This is a genomic window from Saccharomonospora glauca K62 (genome assembly GCF_000243395.2).
Classification (GTDB): domain Bacteria; phylum Actinomycetota; class Actinomycetes; order Mycobacteriales; family Pseudonocardiaceae; genus Saccharomonospora; species Saccharomonospora glauca.
In genome coordinates, this window is the sequence record NZ_CM001484.1 from 2,227,847 (window position 1) to 2,241,803 (window position 13,957).

General features: G+C 68.5%; 13 protein-coding genes and 1 pseudogene. 7 read left to right on the forward strand and 7 right to left on the reverse strand.

The genetic code is table 11. The features are described from left to right. Positions 1-100: 100 nt before the first annotated feature. On the reverse strand, positions 101-880 hold the full coding sequence (locus SACGLDRAFT_RS10610) for an SGNH/GDSL hydrolase family protein (RefSeq protein ID WP_005464432.1): 780 nt from the start codon (positions 878-880) through the stop codon (positions 101-103). A 150-nt stretch (positions 881-1,030) separates the two neighbouring features. Between SACGLDRAFT_RS10610 and SACGLDRAFT_RS10615 the strand changes: the two genes are divergently transcribed. Beyond that, entirely contained in the window at positions 1,031-1,465 is a 435-nt protein-coding gene (locus tag SACGLDRAFT_RS10615; RefSeq protein WP_005464434.1) for a YciI family protein, read from the forward strand. A gap of 47 nt (positions 1,466-1,512) precedes the next feature. After that, the gene (locus SACGLDRAFT_RS10620) at positions 1,513-2,799 is read left to right on the forward strand and encodes an RNA polymerase sigma factor (protein WP_005464436.1); all 1,287 of its coding nucleotides are present in this window, start codon (positions 1,513-1,515) and stop codon (positions 2,797-2,799) included. Here SACGLDRAFT_RS10620 and rox read toward each other — a convergent pair. The 3 genes from rox to SACGLDRAFT_RS10635 form a co-directional block, all read right to left on the reverse strand. Then, the gene (rox, locus tag SACGLDRAFT_RS10625; RefSeq protein ID WP_005464438.1) at positions 2,764-4,200 is read right to left on the reverse strand and encodes a rifampin monooxygenase; all 1,437 of its coding nucleotides are present in this window, start codon (positions 4,198-4,200) and stop codon (positions 2,764-2,766) included. The genes SACGLDRAFT_RS10620 and rox overlap by 36 nt on opposite strands. A 327-nt stretch (positions 4,201-4,527) precedes the next feature. Beyond that, on the reverse strand, positions 4,528-5,277 hold the full coding sequence (locus SACGLDRAFT_RS10630; RefSeq protein ID WP_232284120.1) for a DNA-binding response regulator: 750 nt from the start codon (positions 5,275-5,277) through the stop codon (positions 4,528-4,530). A gap of 163 nt (positions 5,278-5,440) precedes the next feature. Continuing rightward, entirely contained in the window at positions 5,441-6,934 is a 1,494-nt protein-coding gene (locus tag SACGLDRAFT_RS10635; RefSeq protein WP_232284122.1) for a sensor histidine kinase, read from the reverse strand. 107 nt (positions 6,935-7,041) lie between these two features. Between SACGLDRAFT_RS10635 and SACGLDRAFT_RS10640 the strand changes: the two genes are divergently transcribed. Beyond that, entirely contained in the window at positions 7,042-8,187 is a 1,146-nt protein-coding gene (locus tag SACGLDRAFT_RS10640; protein WP_005464444.1) for an adenylate/guanylate cyclase domain-containing protein, read from the forward strand. Further along, positions 8,174-8,680 carry a Pycsar system effector family protein gene (locus SACGLDRAFT_RS10645; protein WP_005464446.1) on the forward strand — a complete coding sequence of 169 codons (507 nt, stop codon included), beginning with the start codon at positions 8,174-8,176 and terminating at the stop codon, positions 8,678-8,680. The genes SACGLDRAFT_RS10640 and SACGLDRAFT_RS10645 overlap by 14 nt, the downstream gene beginning before the upstream one ends. A 74-nt stretch (positions 8,681-8,754) precedes the next feature. On the opposite strand, the gene SACGLDRAFT_RS10650 is transcribed toward SACGLDRAFT_RS10645, so the two are convergent. Then, entirely contained in the window at positions 8,755-9,537 is a 783-nt protein-coding gene (locus tag SACGLDRAFT_RS10650; protein ID WP_040919851.1) for a glycerophosphodiester phosphodiesterase, read from the reverse strand. A 128-nt stretch (positions 9,538-9,665) separates the two neighbouring features. Here SACGLDRAFT_RS10650 and SACGLDRAFT_RS21875 point away from each other — a divergent pair, with 128 nt between their 5' ends. Then, on the forward strand, positions 9,666-10,061 hold the full coding sequence (locus SACGLDRAFT_RS21875; RefSeq protein ID WP_005464449.1) for a hypothetical protein: 396 nt from the start codon (positions 9,666-9,668) through the stop codon (positions 10,059-10,061). Positions 10,062-10,197: 136 nt separating this feature from the next. On the opposite strand, the gene SACGLDRAFT_RS10660 is transcribed toward SACGLDRAFT_RS21875, so the two are convergent. Beyond that, positions 10,198-11,421 carry an MFS transporter gene (locus SACGLDRAFT_RS10660; RefSeq protein ID WP_051036255.1) on the reverse strand — a complete coding sequence of 408 codons (1,224 nt, stop codon included), beginning with the start codon at positions 11,419-11,421 and terminating at the stop codon, positions 10,198-10,200. A gap of 35 nt (positions 11,422-11,456) precedes the next feature. After that, positions 11,457-11,834: a MerR family transcriptional regulator gene (locus SACGLDRAFT_RS10665; protein WP_005464453.1), complete on the reverse strand. Its 378-nt coding sequence runs from the start codon at positions 11,832-11,834 to the stop codon at positions 11,457-11,459. Between the two features lie 146 nt (positions 11,835-11,980). Here SACGLDRAFT_RS10665 and SACGLDRAFT_RS10670 point away from each other — a divergent pair, with 146 nt between their 5' ends. Both SACGLDRAFT_RS10670 and SACGLDRAFT_RS10675 read left to right on the forward strand, forming a co-directional pair. Continuing rightward, positions 11,981-13,045, forward strand: a complete 1,065-nt coding sequence (locus tag SACGLDRAFT_RS10670; protein WP_040918920.1) for a tyrosine-type recombinase/integrase — start codon at positions 11,981-11,983, stop codon at positions 13,043-13,045. Between the two features lie 60 nt (positions 13,046-13,105). After that, positions 13,106-13,871 (forward strand): annotated as a pseudogene (locus SACGLDRAFT_RS10675) (putative protein N(5)-glutamine methyltransferase). Positions 13,872-13,957 lie beyond the last annotated feature (86 nt).

Here is a 13,957-nt window from a genome sequence, read left to right on the forward strand (position 1 = left end):
TGATCCCCGGACGCTGACCCCGTGGTGGCGCGGACCCGCACACGCCGGGCCGCGCCACCACGGACCCCGCCACCGTGCTCGCCGCGCCGGGGCCGGGGTGTCATTCCCGTACGGGCTCGCCCACGAACACCGGCGCCAAACTCGGCCGCTTCGGCTGCAACCCGTCCCCGGACGACGCGCCCCGCAACCGCCTGCCGATCCACGGCAACGCGTGCTCCCGAACCCACCGCAGGTTCTCCGCCCGCCGCTGCGCCCGACTCAGCATCACCGGCTCACCCAACGGGGCGGGGGAGAGGGAGTGCTCCACCCCCAGCGTGTCCAACACCGCCGCCGCGATCACCACATGCCCAGCGGTGTTGAGATGAATCCGGTCCGCCGACCACAACCGCCGATCCCGCAACACCCGCATCGCCCACATGTCGACCACCAGCGCGCCGTGCCGCGCCGCGATCAACCGCACATGCTCGTTGTAGACGGCGGTGCGGCCCCGCATCCGCCGAAACACCGGGTCCGCCACACCGTCGACGCCGGTGAACAACACCACCGTGGCCCCCGTGGCCGCCAACCGCTCCACAGCCGCGTCGTAGTCCGCGCACAACGCGTCGATGTCGACCTTCGGCCGCATCAGATCGTTCCCGCCCGCATACAACGTCACCAGGTCGGGCTTCATCTCCACCGCGGGCGCCAACTGCTCGGCCAGCACCTGAGGCAACAACCGCCCCCGGATGGCGAGGTTGGCGTAGGTGAAGTCCGCACGCAGGAAAGCCAACTGCTCGGCCACCCGGTCGGCCCAGCCACGTACCGCGTTGGGGGAGGAGGGGTCGTCGTCACCGACCCCCTCGGTGAACGAATCACCCAGAGCAACGAAGCGGGAAAACATGCGGTGAACTCTAGCGACGCACCGGTTGTGGGCCCGCGCACGCCGACCCCGGAAAAAAATCCGCGCGCCTGTCGAAAACCGCACCGCTCGTTCGACGGGAATACAGCAGGAGGGACACCGGGACCCTCCCACAACCGAAAGGACACCCTCATGCGTTACCTGATGTTCGTCAAGGCGGACGAGCGTTCCGAGGCCGGCGAGATGCCCAGCGAGAAGGAACTGGCCGACATGACCGCCTACAACGAAAAGCTCGTCAAGGCGGGCGTGCTCCTCGACGGCAACGGCCTGGCCCCCAGCTCCGACGGCGCCCGCGTCGTCTTCGACGACACCAACACCCCCACCGTCATCGACGGGCCCTTCACCGAGACCAAGGAACTCGTCGCCGGCTACTGGCTGCTCGAAGTCTCCTCCCGCGACGAAGCCGTCGAATGGGCCCGCCGCGCCCCACTCGGCCCCGGCGGGCAGATCGAGATCCGCCGCGTGTTCACCGACGAGGACTTCGGCGACGCCCTCACCCCCGAGGTGAAGGAAGCCGAAGCCCGCATGCGGGAAGCCACCCAACACCGACGGGAGCCGTCACACTGACGTCACCGACTACGACAGCGGCGGCGCACCTGGTTGGATATCCCACCATGGACGCCACCGAGGTGCGCCGCACCCTCGACGCGGTATGGCGGATCGAATCCGCCCGCCTCATTGCCTCCCTCGCGTCCTGGACCCACGACCTCGGCACCGCCGAGGAACTGGCCCAGGACGCGCTCGTCGCCGCCCTCGAACAGTGGCCGAGCACCGGAGTCCCGACCAACCCCGCCGCCTGGTTGCAGACCGTGGCCAAACGCCGCGCCATCGACGAACTCCGCCGACGCACCCGCCTCGACCACAAAATCACCGAACTCGCCCGCGAAACCCCCACCCACACCGAGCCCGAGCTGCCCGACCCCCACGACGACCTCACCGACGAGATGCTGCGGCTGGTCTTCACAGCCTGCCACCCCGTACTGTCCACCAACGCCCGCGTCGCCCTGACCTTGAGGCTCGTCGGCGGCCTCACCACCGCCGAGATCGCCCGCGCGTTCCTGCTCCCCGAACCCACCGTGGCCCAACGCATCACCCGCGCGAAGAAAACCCTCGCCCGCAAACGGGTGCCCTTCGCCGTCCCGCAAGGCCCCGACCTCGCCCCCCGCCTGGCCTCGGTCCTCGAAGTCGTCTACCTCATCTTCAACGAGGGCTACACCGCCACCGCGGGCGAGGAGTGGACCCGCCCCGACCTGTGCGTCGAAGCCCTCCGCCTCGGCCGCATGATCGCCGAACTCGCCCCCACCGAACCCGAGGTCCACGGCCTGGTGGCCCTGCTTGAACTCCAAGCGTCCCGCCTCCACGCCCGAACCGGCCCCACCGGCGACCCCGTCCTGCTGCTCGACCAGGACCGCTCCCGCTGGGACCGCCTCCTCATCCGCCGCGGCCTGACCGCACTCGACCGCGCCCTCGCCCTCACCGACACCCCCGGCCCCTACGTGCTGCAAGCCGCCATCGCGGCCTGCCACGCCCGCGCCACCACCCCCGAGGACACCGACTGGGCCCACATCGCCGACCTCTACGCCGCCTTGGCGCGCGTCAACCCCTCACCCGTGGTGGAACTCAACCGAGCCGTCGCGGTCTCCATGGCCCACGGACCCGCCGCCGCGCTCGACCTGGTCGACCACCTCGCCGACGACCCCGCCCTCGCCCGCTACCACCTCCTGCCCGCCGTGCGGGGCGACCTGCTCACCAAACTCGGCCGCCACACCGAGGCCCACCACGAATTCACTCGCGCCGCCGACCTGACCCGCAACGCCCGCGAACGCGCCCTGCTCCGACAGCGCGCCCGCGACGCCGCCGCCCGATCACCCGACCTCGGCGGCACCGAACCACCGCGATAGCCGGGCGCGTAACTCCCGCTGGTCCTCACCGACCCACACCACGTGACCGTCCGGCCGCAGCAACACCGCGGGAGCCCCCACCTCCTCACCGACGTCCCCGACACGGTCGACCCGATCGGCCCAGCCCGCCACCGAAAGCTCACCGGTGGCGTCCACCAACACCCCCCGGCCGCTTCGCATCACCTCGTAGAGGCGGCGCCCCCGCCCCAGCCGCACGTCCCGCATCCGCCGACCGAGCAGCTCGTGACCGTCGTCCCCGACGTCATACCGCACCCCGAGCGCGGTGACCTGCTCCATCACGTACCGGTTCACCACCTCGAAATCCATCAACCTCGACAGCAACCGCCGTACCGCCCGCGCACCCGGCTCCGGCGACAACAATTCCGTCTGCGCGCGCGTGTTCTCCAACACCGCGGCGGCCACCGGATGCCGTTCGGTGTGATAGGTGTCCAGCAGTCCCTCCGGCGCCCAACCCTTCACCGTCGCGGCCAGCTTCCACCCGAGATTGAACGCGTCCTGAATACCGAGGTTGAGTCCCTGCCCACCTAACGGGGGATGGACGTGCGCCGCGTCCCCGGCCAGCAGGACACGCCCGACCCGATACCGTTCGGCCAACCGCGTGGCATCGGTGAACCGGGACAGCCACCGCGGCGCACGCGCACCGAAATCCGTGCCCGCGAACACCCGCAGCCGCCGCGCCACCTCCTCCAAGCTCGGCGGAACCGACCGATCCTCGGTCACCTTCTCCGCGGGCACGACCACGCGGAACACCCCGTCACCCACCGGGCCCGCACTGAACCCCAGGTGCGTCTTGCGGACCTCGGCCACCACCGCCGCGACCGTCTCCGGGTCCTCCGTCAGCTCCAGCTCACCGAGCAGCCACTCGACCGAGGCCGGCTCCCCGGGAAACCCGATGCCGAGCGCTTTCCGCACCGTGCTCCGCCCACCGTCACACCCCACGAGGTACCGCGCCCGCAGCCGCGTGCGATCGGCCAACTCGACGGTCACCCCGTCCTCGTCCGGGTGCACCGCCACCACCTCGCAGCCGCGCCGCACCTCCGCGCCGACCTCCACGGCGTGCTCGGCCAACAACCGATCGGTGACGGGCTGCGGAATCCCGAGAATGTAGGGGTGGGAGGTGTCCAACCCCTCCGGCCACGGCTTGTGGATACCGGCGAAATAACCCCCGATGCGGTACTGCCGACCGTGCTCCAGAAACCGCTCCACCAAACCCCGCTGGTCCAGCACCTCGACACTGCGCACATGCAGGCCCAGCGACCGGATCACCGTGGTGGGCTCGGTCTCCCGCTCCAACACCAGCACCCGCACCCCGTGCAGCCGCAACTCACCGGCCAGCATCATCCCGGTCGGCCCACCACCGACAACGATCACGTCGAACATCGAATCCCCTCCACGACGGCCGGGACCACCCCGCGCGACTCGGGCGTGGTTTCACGCGCTCCCGGCTCGGAAGGGGAATTGTGCGGCCCGCACCGGGGCTTGCCGCAAGCCCGGGGGCGAGCTGTACAGTGAAGGTGGCGGGGGAGGAGGCGAACTTCACCGTCCGCTGTGGACGAGCCACCCTCCCGGACATGGGGAGGGAAGTAGCCCGACGGCCCGCCTTCGCCGTGGCCCAGAGTGCGATGACCTGCTCGTCGAACACACCCGCCTCACCGAATTCCCCGAACCAGTCCGCGCGCAACGTCACCGGGGGTGAGCCGGAGCGCGTCAACGGCCGACGAGCCGCTCCAACTCCGGGTCGGTGAAGAAAGCTCGGTTGGAATAGGCGAACCGCACCGCCAATGCCAGATTCGCGGCACGGGCAGCGGGCACGGGCGTGTCGTCCGGAGTGCCGAGACAATCGAGAATGAACGGCCTAACACGCGCGACGAACTTGTCGAGCGTGCTGGCGCTGGTCCCGGCGTGGGCGGCGATCTGCCCCCGGTTGTCCAACCCCAGCGCCAGGGCCCGCCACAGCCGTAGTTGCGTACGAGTGCCGCACACGGTGCGCAGACGTAGGTGATCCGGGCGGAAAACGTAGGGGCGAAGAGGCCCCGACGGAGGGTCCTTTCCGTCCAGCAGGTCACAGATCGTGTCGGCCTGCTCTTCCGGGGGTGACGACTTACTGATCCAGGTGCTCGGCTTGTACGGGCAGAGCTCGAACGCCGCCCGCAACATCAACTCCCTGTTGCCTTCGACATCCGCCGTGTACAGCGCTGTTCTGGTCTCCGGTGTGTGTTCCGCCAACAGCCGCAGCGCCGTCAACCCGTGACTTTGCGAGCCACCCGCACGGTGCGCGCCGAAGTCAAGGTCCACCAGCGCCAAGCTGTAGCTGCACCCCAGCTCCGAGGCGAGCTGGACGGTGGCGGGGATGTCGTCCGGACTGGTCACCTGAGTGACTTCGAAAGCCAGACGACCCGACATGACAGCGGCATGTCTGTTGAGCATGCCCTCGATGCTGTACTCGATGGTGGCCAAGTCATCGACGATGAGGATGTTTCGAACCGCGGTGGAATCGTTCGATTCAGGGAAACTCTCAGCCAAAGGCAGCTACCTCCCGACTTCGAGGAATAGGAAACTAGTTTCCCAGAAATCGGTGGTAGCTGTCAGTGATTCGCCAAACTTGGGGCGCGTCGACAACTCACAGCGCCAGCCACGTGGCACGAACCTGCGCCCCGCCGCTGGACGAACGACTGAAGTCGAGCCCCCCACCACGACGCCGAAGCCTCCTGTCGAGTACTGCCAGACTCGAATCCATCCGGCTCAACGGAGCGGCGGCATCGAAACCCCGACCGTCGTCCTTCACGACCACGGTGACCCGTCGCCGCGAGCCCTCCCTCGTCGTGCTGACCGAAACCCGTATCTTGAACATCGGCCCGCCCTGCCGATTAGCCTCCCGCACCGCGTTTCCGCACAAGTCACCGAGAACGATCTCGAGCAAACTCAGATCGGTCGGCCGCAGCGGAGAACCGCCCTCCGGGGAACGCTCCACCGACACCTCGATCGCCGACCTATCGTGGGCAAGCGAACCACAGGTCGACTTCACCCCCTCGAGAATGTCGTCGATGTCCACACCACCGTCTTCCCGGAACGGATGCCGCCGCAACGACTCCACCTGGTGCATCAAGCGGTGCCAACTCGCTCGCACTTCCGCTGATTGCGAATCGAGATCCAGCTGATGAGAAAGAAGACGCAACTGATTTTTGATCTTACTGTGCAGGGCGCTCGACACCGCGTCGGAAAGGTCCTTACGCTGGTCACGAAGAGAACTCGGAAGAGCCGCCAACAGCGAGTTGACCAAACTGACGTCCACATAAAGCCGCATCATCAAACCAGCGATCACAACCGCTCCGTCGGGCCCCACCGACGCCGTGGGAGCGCACACCCGGTAGAGCACCAAACCGGCACCGGCCAACGCCAGCGGCAGCAGGAACCGAAACCACGCGAACCCGGCACGTCGCGCCAGATCCGGCTGATACCACGCCGGGTCGATGACGTACTGAGAGAACGGGAAGTACAACAACAGCAACGTGAACGCGAGCGACCACTCCACGGAAGCCACCTCACCCGCGGAAGGAGCGGCCCACGCGGTCAACGCCGTCAGAGCGAGCACGCTCGCCCCCTCAGCGGCCCCCGGAACATCCACCGAGACCCGCCTTTCCCGCGCGGTACGCCGGAGATAGCTGGACATCCAGCCGAGCACGGCGCGATCACGCATCCATTCCAGGACCCCGTCGTGGTGATGCACCCACGCAGCCACCGCGGACACCATGGCCGCCACCCCGGCGACGACACTGGCGCCCACGAGATCCCCCACCCGCCCCGGCGCGTGCGGCGGAACCGTCATGAACACCGTCCACAACAGGGCCACGACGAGCCTGCTCAACGCCATCCGCCGGTAGAAACCATGGAGCGCGCGCCGCGCCATCACCGCGTGAGGCATGGTGTGCAGATCCGGGTGATGACCCGGAGCCAGCGCTCCCTTACCGAACAACCGGTCCCGTAGCGACGACATCGCACGCGCCGAAGGCATGGCCACGATTATGGCCCGACCCGGCTCCCACCCAAAGGCAAACATTTTCATGTCGGGATGCAAAACTTTGCCATCGTTTGGGCAAACCAAAACATTGCCCATGCAAGCATTTTCGAGGAAACTGAAAACCACGGAAAAGCGTCAGATCTCACACACGTCCAGAGGAGTCGAGGCGCATAGAAACTCGCTTTCGGAATGGGGGTACCGTTATGTCCACCGACCACTTCACGCTCTTCCAGGAGGCCCTGAGGAGCACCGACCGCCCCACCAAGGTCATCCTGTTCGCCGATCTCGCCGGATCGACGGAAATGAAAGGCCGCTCGGGAGAGGTCGGTTGGCTTCCCACCATCGGGAAATTCCTGGACATCACCACGGAAGCCACCACCAAGCACGGGGGAGAGGTGGTCAAGTACCTCGGTGACGGTACCCTGGCCGCCTTCGACGGGGAAAACGCAGCGGAAGCGATCTGCTCCGCCATTCACATCCAGGAGGAGCTGCGTGAGGTAAACTCCCAAGGAGTTGTCAACGACTGTCTCGCCACCGTCGGAATCGCTACCGGACGAGTCGTCGAATACAAAGCCCCCGGAGGGGGAATCGACTACGTCGGCTCCGTGGTCGACCTCGCCGCACGACTCTGTTCCGCCGCCGCACCCCAAGCCATCTGGGTGGACAGCGCCACCGTCGCGTCCGCGAACATGAACAAGGTCTCCTCCAAGATGGGGCGCGTCCACGACTACTCCCCGGACGACTACCTGTCCGAGGAATGGCGTGTCGAGCTCAAGGGATTCACCAAACCGGTCAAGTACCGGGAGGTCATCTGGCACGGAAAGCCGTTCGGGGCCACCAACGCGCTCGTCGACGAGATCAGCGAGCGCACCACGGCGCAGACCAACCACCAAACACCCCCGCGCCCGGACGTCCGCGAAGGAGTGGTCAGGAAATGGGACCCCGAGCAGGGGAGGGGATTCATCTCCACGCTCTCGGACGGTGACTACTACCTCGACCGCCGCCACGTCGTCGGCGGCGAAGACCTCATCGAAGGGCGTTCGGTCAGGTTCGTTCCACGGCCGCCGTTCAAAGACGGCGGACGCCCCGTCGCCAGCTGTGCCATTCAGGAAGGGCAGCACGTCCGCGCGACCTTCCAACGCGTCCTCGCGCACAAGGGATACGGATTCGTCGACATCCGGGACGCACTGGGCAACCAGCAGAGCCTCTTCCTCTACCTCGGCGACGACGCGGCCGGCCACCGCCCCGGAGACGTGGTGACGGTGGAGGCAAGCCGTAATCACAGGGGAATCTCCGCCCGAATCGCCGACGAGCTCCAGACCACGGGCGGTGTGGATGACGCTCGATGAGTCCCACCTGTCCCGCGACATCGAATCGGCGCTGTCGGAAGTACGCACCGAGCTGGGACGCACGGACCAGAAAGCGGCGACCCTGCTCGCGCTGTTCTCCGCCATCGCTGCCGGTCTCGTCGCCGGCTTCGCCGGAAAGTCGGGACTGTCGTCCCTGTGGAACGGCGTGGAATGGCTGGCCTGGACGGGGATCGTCCTGCTGGCAGCCAGCCTCACCCACCTGCTGATCAGCGTGCGACCGAGCGGGACCTCCCGCTCACGGGGCAGCAGCAGCTACTTCGCGGGCTATGCGCGCTACGCCGACAACCCGGAGGAACTGCGGGAACACCTGGTCACCATGACCGCCGAGGACGAACGGCGTCGTCAACTCGTCGCCTTGTCCGTCCTCGTCACCCGCAAGTACCGGCTCATCGCACGGGCAGTCGACCTACTCGGCGGCTCACTGGTACTGATCGGCGCAGCCGTACTGCTCGACATGCTGCATCAGCAGTGAAGCTTGTGCCCGCCGAGTCGCTCCTCGGCGGGCACAAGCCCACCTCCCGAACGGCAGGAAGAGGGAAGCAGCCGTCACGTCGACGGCCAGCTCCCGCGCTCGATCAGCACCTCCCGCAGCAGGTCCGGCCGATCGGTCACGATGCCGTGCACGCCCAGATCGAGCAGCGAACACATCCGCTCCTTGTCGTTGATCGTCCAGGTGTGCACCTCGACACCCAGCCGATGCGCCGCCGCGATGAACGCCTTGTCGACCACCGTCACCGGGCCCCGCCGCACCGGCACCTGCGCCAACACACCCCGGCTGAACGACCCGAGCCGCAGAAACGGCAACCACCCGTCCGCCCGCAACAACGCCGCCGACCGCGGCCCCAGCGACGTCACCAGCCGAGGCCCCGCCAACTTGCGCAGCCGCGCCAGCCGCGCCTCCGAGAACGCCGCCGCCGCCACCCGGTCGAACGCCTTCTGCCGCCGCAACACCCGCACGAACGGCTCCACCGCCGCGTCCGACTTGACGTCGACGTTGAAGAACGCGTTCGGCAACTCCTCCAACACGTCCTCCAAACGCGACACCGGCTCCCGGCCACCGATCTTCGCGTGCCGCACCACGGCCCACGGCTGCTCCAGGATCACCCCGGTGCGGTCGGTGGTGCGGTCGAGAGTCGGATCGTGATGGACCACCACCGTGCCGTCGGCGGTGGCGTGCACGTCCGTCTCGACATAGCGATAGCCCTCGTCCACGGCGCGCCGAAACGCCGACAGCGAGTTCTCCATCCCCGCCAACTCGTCCAAATGCCAGCCCCGATGAGCGAAAGCACGCGGGGGAGGAGCCGCCAGATAAGGGTGCGCGATCGTCATGAGCACCAGTCTGCTCCCGCGACCGCACCCCGGCACGCGTCCGTGACGAACAGCCGAGGGGAGGGCAGAGGTGGCAGCCGTCGGGTTCGCGTGGCCCGAGCCCGGTCGACGAACTAATGTCGCGCGGCATGACCGACATCAGCACCGCCCCCGACACCACACCCGAAACGTCACGTGACGAAACAGTGGGTGCGGTCCGCAGGACACGGGCACCGGAGCACTGCGGGTGGTGTGGACGTCGCCTCGGCCAATCGGGCGCGGGCCGCAAGCGCCGATACTGCGGCCACGCCTGCCGCCAGCGCGCTTACGAACGCCGCTCGGCCGTGCAGCGCGGCGGACTACCCGCCGACGCCGTGGTGCTGTCGGCGAGCGAGCTCGCGGCACTGCAGGACCGGCTGTTCCAACTCCGGTGCGCCGCCGAGGACATCGCCACCGCGGCACGCGAAGGCGCCCACGCCCACGAACTGTGCGCGCTGGCGGACGAATTGGCACGCGCGGCACGCGACCTCGAACGGCTGCGCTGACCGGCGACCGAACCGGTCCGGACCAGCACGAACAGAAAAGCCGATAAGGAACATTATGTAAAGTTATGGTCGTGGGGGCCGCGCCCGGCACTCCCCGAGCCCCGAACGACGACCCCGCACCGTCACCGACGAGACCTCACACGCGAGCCTTCTTTCCGGCTTTCCCGCGCGCGGGCCGCCCCGTGGGCCAGCGCCTCACACTGATCACCATCGCGGCCACCCCACAGACCCCGATACCGATCGCGGCCAGGAGCGTGCCCGTGACCCCGAACCGGTCGAGCACCAGACCACCGATCGCGGAACCACAGGCCATCCCGACGTAGAGACCACTGGTGTTGAGGGCCATCGCCTCGGTGCCGACCGGACCGGCGAGCGCGAGGGTGCGGGCGTTCATCGGCGCGTTGTTGCTCCACGCCGCCACACCCCAGACGGCCAGCGACCCCATGATCACGACCGGCGGAACGGGCGCCACCGTGGCATGAAGCCCGACCCACACCAGCACGACGACCAACGCGGTGCCGAAGGTGGCGATCATGCCGCGATCCGGCCCCCACCCGTCGGCGATGTGACCACCCACCGCCGCGCCGAGGGCGCCGGCGACCCCGATCGTCGCGATGAACACGGTCAACAGCTCCGGACGCGCCGTCAGGGCCTCGCTGATGGGAGCGACGTAGATGTAGGGCATCAGCCCGGCACACGCCCCGATCGTGGTGGTCACGGCACACGCCAGGATGGCCGGGGACCGCAACGCCCGCAGCCGGTCACCGATCCCGGCCTCGGACACCGGTTCGAACCTCGGCAGCGTGGCCGCCACCGTGACCAGCGCGCCCACGGTGAACACCCCAACGGCGACGAACGTCGCATGCCATCCCCACCGCGTGCTCAACCAGGTGCCGATGGGCACCCCCACCGCCAGCGACACCGTCAGCCCCGCCGCGACCACGCCGATCGCCCGCCCCGCATACCCCGGTTCGGCGCGCTGACCCGCGATCGCGAACGCCGCGGGGCTCAACGTGCCGGCGACGACCGCGGTCACGATCCGCAGCACCAGCAGGATCTCGAAGGACGTGGCGAGCGCGGTCGCGAAGTTCAACGCGGCGAAGAGCGTCAGGCCGAGGCCGAGGAGTCGACGCGGCGGGACGCGGCTGGTCAGGACGGCCATCACGGGCGCCGAGAAGGCGTAGGCCAGGGAGAACACCGTCACCAGTTGTCCGGTGGTGCCCTCGCTGACGGCCAGATCTCGGCTGATCGCGGGAAGGGCGCCGGCGACGACGAAGTCGTCGGTCCCGATGGCGAAGGTGACCATCAGCAGCGAGAACAGCCACGCACGCCGTGGTCGGGATCGAGTGCTGGATTCCATGCCCCGATCGTCGAACCCTGACGCCAGCGTCAAGGTCAAGCGTCGGCCCGGACCTTACGGGTGTTTCCGCGCAGCTCGGTCACCCGGCGCGCGAGTTGTTCCCGGACCGCCGTCAGGCGGCGTACGCGCTCGTCCACCGCGGCGAGTCGTTGTTCGTACAGTTCGACGGCGGCCGCGCAGGGTTCGGAGCCGTTCAGGTCGTCCTCCAGACAGTGTCCGACCACGGCGATGCTGGCCCCGTCCAGCCCGGAGTCGAGCAGCATGCGGATGTTGCGGACGCGCGAGACGGCGGATTCGTCGAAGATGCGGTAGCCGTTCGGTCCCCGACGGGACGTCAGCAGTCCCAGGGACTCGTAGTACCGGATCGCGCGCACGGTCACCCCGCACCGGCGCGCCAGTTCCCCGATCCTCATGTGGGTCACCTTAGAAGGGTCGGGGTGGATCGATGGGGTCGTTTCGTGGCGTTCTCGTGCTCGGGGAGTCCCCTCTCGCTCGCCGGAACCGAAACGTGAATTTATGTCGTGTATTGTGCATTCCACGACATAGTTATGATCTTGACGTGGCGAAACCGGAACGGCTGTCCGACGTCACGGTCCGTGACGCGACATTGGAGTACCTGGAGATCCTCGAACGGCGCGTGATCCGCTCGCAACTCAGCGCCGCGACGTTGACGTCCTATCGTCGCGACCTCACCGAGTTCACCACTCTCCTGGGCCCGGACACCCAGCTGGACTCCATCGAGGCCGACGACCTGGAGATCGCGCTGACCAAGCTGGCCAAGGCACCCGACCGGCGTTACCGCGTGGGATTGAAGATCGCCGAGGACGGCTCCACTCCCCCGGGCCGGGGCCCGTACTCGCTGGCGCGGTGGTTCGCGGCCGTGCGGGGGTTGTTCCGGTGGGCCGCCGACAAGGGCTACGTGCGGGTGGACCCGACGTTGAAGGTCACCCCTCCCCGTACGCCGAACCGGGTGGCGGGGTCGCGGGTCGGGCTCCGGCTCGACGAGGCGCTGGTGTTGCGCGGGGCGCCCGTGGTACGGGCGTCCGAGCGGTTGCGAGCCGACCAGCGGTTGAGTCTGCGGGACGCGGCCATTCTGCGGTTGCTGGTCGAGTCGGGGCCTCGGGTGTCGGAGCTGTGCGGTGCGAATCGAAGTGACATTCGGTTGCACGAGGAGACGCGCACGCCGGTGCTGCACGTACGGGGCAAGGGACGCAAGGACCGGGATCTGCCGCTGTCGAAACCCACGGTGGAGTTGATCGAGCGGTATCTGGCCGAGGAGCGCCCCGCTCCCCCGCGGCCGAAGTCGGCGCACGATCCGGCGGAGCGTCGTCGTATCGCCGACGCGGAGGGGGCGTTGTTCGTGTCGATTCGGGGCTGGCGGCTGTCGCCGAGGGACGTGCAGCGCATGGTGCAGCGGTACTCGCGGGAGTTTCTGGGGCGGCGGGCGACGCCGCACTCGTTGCGGCACACGGCGTTGACGATCCTGGCGCGCGCGGGGGTGGACATCGCGACGGTGGCGCAGATCGCCGGGCATGCGAGTTTGTCGACGACGTCGGTGTACATGGACGACTCGATGAGCGCGGCGGCGGAGGCGATCGAGGAGTCTCCCCTGGCTCAGCCGTGACCGCGAGTGGCTTTCGGATTGTGGCGCGCCGTTCGGGTGGTGGGGGCGTACGCTGCGGCGGTGGCCGACGGACACGTGGTGGAGCGGTTGCGTGCGGCGGGGTGTGTGTTCGCCGAGGAGGAGGCGCGGCTGTTGGTGGCCGCGGCGGCGGACGAGGCGGAGTTGGAGCGGTTGGTGCGGCGGCGGGTCGTGGGGGTGCCGCTGGAGCATCTGCTGGGGTGGGTGGAGTTCGGTGGGGTGCGGGTGGTGGTCGAGCCCGGGGTGTTCGTGCCGAGGAGGCGGACGGAGTTTCTCGCGGCCTCGGCGGTGGCGGTGGCGCGGGCGGGGTCGGTGGTGGTCGACCTGTGTTGTGGTGCGGGGGCGATCGCGGCGGTGGTGGCGGCGTCGGTGCCGGGGGTGAGGGTGTTCGCCGCGGATGTGGATCCGGTGGCGGTGCGGTGTGCGCGACGGACGTTGGCGGGGACCGGTGCGGTGGTGTGTGAGGGGGATTTCGACGCGGCGTTGCCGGTGTGTCTGGTGGGGCGGGTGGATGTGTTGGTGGCGAACGTGCCGTATGTGCCGAGTGCGGAGATCGAGTTGATGCCGCCCGAGGCGCGGGTGTACGAGCCTCGGGCGGCGTTGGACGGTGGGGTGGACGGGTTGGCGGTCGTGCGGCGGTTGCTCGGGGTGGCGTCTCGGTGGTTGGGGGTGCGGGGGGCGGGTGCTGTTCGAGGTCGGGGCGGCGCAGGTGGGGGCCGCAGTGTCGGAGGTGGAGGCGGCGGGGTTGGTCGCGGAGGTGCGTTCGTGTGAGGAGCGGGAGGCGACGGTGGTCGTGGGTTCCCGGTGACGTCGTGTCCGCAGGCTATGCACGTGTGTCCGCAGCTGGCGTACGGGTGTCCGCAGCGTGCGATGCGAACATTCGTACGCCAGCTG

What these genes read in the sequence shown, in the direction of transcription:
- SACGLDRAFT_RS10610 (WP_005464432.1), bottom strand. Translation starts at nt 880, where the DNA reads ATGTTTTCCCGCTTCGTTGCTCTGGGTGATTCGTTCACCGAGGGGGTC.
- SACGLDRAFT_RS10615 (WP_005464434.1), top strand. Translation starts at nt 1,031, where the DNA reads ATGCGTTACCTGATGTTCGTCAAGGCGGACGAGCGTTCCGAGGCCGGC.
- SACGLDRAFT_RS10620 (WP_005464436.1), top strand. Translation starts at nt 1,513, where the DNA reads ATGGACGCCACCGAGGTGCGCCGCACCCTCGACGCGGTATGGCGGATC.
- rox (WP_005464438.1), bottom strand. Translation starts at nt 4,200, where the DNA reads ATGTTCGACGTGATCGTTGTCGGTGGTGGGCCGACCGGGATGATGCTG.
- SACGLDRAFT_RS10635 (WP_232284122.1), bottom strand. Translation starts at nt 6,934, where the DNA reads ATGGGCAATGTTTTGGTTTGCCCAAACGATGGCAAAGTTTTGCATCCC.
- SACGLDRAFT_RS10640 (WP_005464444.1), top strand. Translation starts at nt 7,042, where the DNA reads ATGTCCACCGACCACTTCACGCTCTTCCAGGAGGCCCTGAGGAGCACC.
- SACGLDRAFT_RS10645 (WP_005464446.1), top strand. Translation starts at nt 8,174, where the DNA reads ATGACGCTCGATGAGTCCCACCTGTCCCGCGACATCGAATCGGCGCTG.
- SACGLDRAFT_RS10650 (WP_040919851.1), bottom strand. Translation starts at nt 9,537, where the DNA reads ATGACGATCGCGCACCCTTATCTGGCGGCTCCTCCCCCGCGTGCTTTC.
- SACGLDRAFT_RS21875 (WP_005464449.1), top strand. Translation starts at nt 9,666, where the DNA reads ATGACCGACATCAGCACCGCCCCCGACACCACACCCGAAACGTCACGT.
- SACGLDRAFT_RS10660 (WP_051036255.1), bottom strand. Translation starts at nt 11,421, where the DNA reads ATGGAATCCAGCACTCGATCCCGACCACGGCGTGCGTGGCTGTTCTCG.
- SACGLDRAFT_RS10665 (WP_005464453.1), bottom strand. Translation starts at nt 11,834, where the DNA reads ATGAGGATCGGGGAACTGGCGCGCCGGTGCGGGGTGACCGTGCGCGCG.